The organism is Streptomyces africanus, assembly GCF_002150735.1.
In the GTDB taxonomy this organism is placed as follows: Bacteria; Actinomycetota; Actinomycetes; order Streptomycetales; family Streptomycetaceae; genus Streptomyces; species Streptomyces africanus.
This window is the reverse complement of sequence record NZ_MUKA01000500.1, coordinates 1-2188: the sequence shown is the minus strand read 5'-3', so window position 1 is coordinate 2188 and position 2188 is coordinate 1. Positions and strand designations below refer to the sequence as shown.

The following is a 2188-nucleotide window of genomic DNA, read 5'->3' as shown; positions in this document are numbered from 1 at the left end:
CGCCGACTCCGACCCCGACGCCTCCGTCCCGCCCCGCGAGGACCGCTTCCCGTTCGCCGAGGAACTCGCCCGTACGGGAACCGGCGGCCAGGTCGCCGCGGCCGCCGCGGTGATGCTGCTCGCCGGGGGCGGGGCACTGCTCCTCGTGCGCCGGCGCCGCTGAGCCGCCGAGCCGCCGGGCAGAACCGTCCCGTCTGTCGGGATGCCGTATGCGGGCCATTCCCCAAGATCCCGCCACTGTTTAGGCTGGGGGCTGCCTGGCCCCAAGGCGCACGCTGGCACGCGTACGGCAGGAGATCCCGCACATGGCAGACCGCAAGCCCATCGAGTCGTGGCTCACCGACATGGACGGTGTGCTCATCCACGAGGGCGTACCGATCCCCGGCGCCGACGCCTTCCTCAAGAAGCTGCGCGAGTCCGGGAAGCCCTTCCTGGTCCTCACCAACAACTCGATGTACACCCCGCGCGACCTGCACGCCCGGCTGCGCCGCATGGGCCTGGACGTGCCGATCGAGTCCATCTGGACCTCGGCCCTGGCCACCGCCCAGTTCCTGGACGACCAGCGGCCGGGCGGGTCGGCGTACGTCATCGGCGAGGCGGGCCTGACCACCGCGCTGCACGACATCGGCTACATCCTGACCGACCACGAGCCGGACTACGTCGTCCTCGGCGAGACCCGTACGTACTCCTTCGAGGCCATGACGAAGGCGGTACGGCTCATCCTCGGCGGTGCCCGTTTCATCTGCACCAACCCCGACGAGACGGGCCCGTCCACCGAGGGTCCGCTGCCCGCGACCGGCGCGGTGGCCGCGCTGATCACCCAGGCGACCGGCAAGAAGCCGTACTTCGCGGGCAAGCCGAACCCGCTGATGATGCGGACGGGGCTGAACGCCATCGGGGCGCACTCCGAGTCCAGCGCGATGATCGGCGACCGCATGGACACGGACGTGCTGGCGGGCATGGAGGCCGGGATGCAGACGTTCCTGGTGCTCACCGGCCTGACGCGGCCCGACCAGGTCGAGGGCTTCCCGTACCGGCCGTCGCAGGTCGTGGACTCCATCGCGGACCTCGTCGACCGGGTCTGAGCCCGGGAGGCAGCGGGCCGGGCTCAAACCCGTCGCCACCCGTATGGAGCAGTCGCCGCGTCCCTGAGGATGCGGTGGCCCACCGTGCGGGGGAGGCTCCAGGCGTCTGGAGGTTCACGATGGGTTCCCTGAGAGTCACTGTCTGTACGAGCGTCCTGGTCGCGGCCGCCCTCACCCCGGCGGCGTACGCGGCGGATGCAGGGGGCGTCTCGGTGATCCCGGCGGCCCCCGCGCCCGGCAGTGACGTCACGCTCCGCGTGACCGGCTGTGCGGGGAGAACGGCCGTCGCCCGCTCGGCGGCGTTCGTCGCGGACGCGCGGCTCACCGTCACCGACGGTGGACTCGTCGGCGAGAGCCGCGTCCGTTCCACGCTCCACGCGGGGACGTACGCCGTGAAGGTCACCTGCGGGGACGCCGAACGGACCGGTACGTTCACCGTCCGGGAGGGTGAGGGACGGCGGCGCTCGGCGTCCGGGACGGACGAGCCTTCGTCCGTCTCCGGCTCCGGGACCGGCGGTCGGCCGCCCGCCCCCGGGACGATCGCGCAACGGCCCGCCCCCGGGGCGATCGGGCAGCCCCCCGGGACTGGCGGCCGGCCTACGGTGCCGGGTGCGGGGGGCCGGCCCCCCGTCCCCGAGGGCGGTGGGCAGTCGTCCGCGCCCGGCGAAGACGGGCAGCGGTCCACGCCCGGGGGCGACGAGCAGCAGTCCGTCCCCCGGCGGCCGGGCCCGCACGCCTCGCCCGTCGCCCCGGTTCAGGCGGGCGGTGGCGGCGCGGCGGACCTGGTCGCCGCCGAGGACCGCGGGGCCGGTCCGGGGACGGCGCAGGGGGTGACCGGCCTGGTGCTCGCGGGCGTCGCCGCGGTGGTCGTCGCGCTGGGCGGTGTCCGCCGGAGCCGTGGAACGGGCTGACCATGTCCGAACAGGATCGGGAACAGGAACGCGTCAAGGGCCGCTCCTCCGGCACCGGCCGCCTGCTGGCCGGCGTGACCTGGGTGGTGCTGCTGCTGGGGCTGTGGCTGTGGGGCCGCGAGGTGACCGACGTGCGGCACGGCATCTCCGCCCCCACCACGGGCGACATGGCGGCGGCCGGCCGGCCCCCGG

At 74.5% G+C, this 2188-nt stretch carries 3 protein-coding genes and 1 pseudogene; all 4 read left to right on the top strand.

Annotated features, from left to right (window positions below; genetic code table 11):
- Positions 1-163, top strand: a 163-nt coding sequence (locus CCL05_RS40755; protein WP_143590034.1) for an LPXTG cell wall anchor domain-containing protein, incomplete at its 5' end; no start/stop codon positions are given.
- A 142-nt stretch (positions 164-305) separates the two neighbouring features.
- Entirely contained in the window at positions 306-1085 is a 780-nt protein-coding gene (locus tag CCL05_RS40750) for an HAD-IIA family hydrolase (RefSeq protein ID WP_020274149.1), read from the top strand.
- 119 nt (positions 1086-1204) lie between these two features.
- Positions 1205-1996, top strand: a complete 792-nt coding sequence (locus tag CCL05_RS40745) for a hypothetical protein (RefSeq protein ID WP_086565614.1) — start codon at positions 1205-1207, stop codon at positions 1994-1996.
- A gap of 2 nt (positions 1997-1998) precedes the next feature.
- Positions 1999-2188: pseudogene (locus CCL05_RS40740) on the top strand (class F sortase); the annotation flags it as partial.

Bases quoted from the DNA above. Each gene is read 5' to 3' on its own strand.
- CCL05_RS40750 (WP_020274149.1), top strand. From the start codon at position 306: ATGGCAGACCGCAAGCCCATCGAGTCGTGGCTCACCGACATGGACGGT.
- CCL05_RS40745 (WP_086565614.1), top strand. From the start codon at position 1,205: ATGGGTTCCCTGAGAGTCACTGTCTGTACGAGCGTCCTGGTCGCGGCC.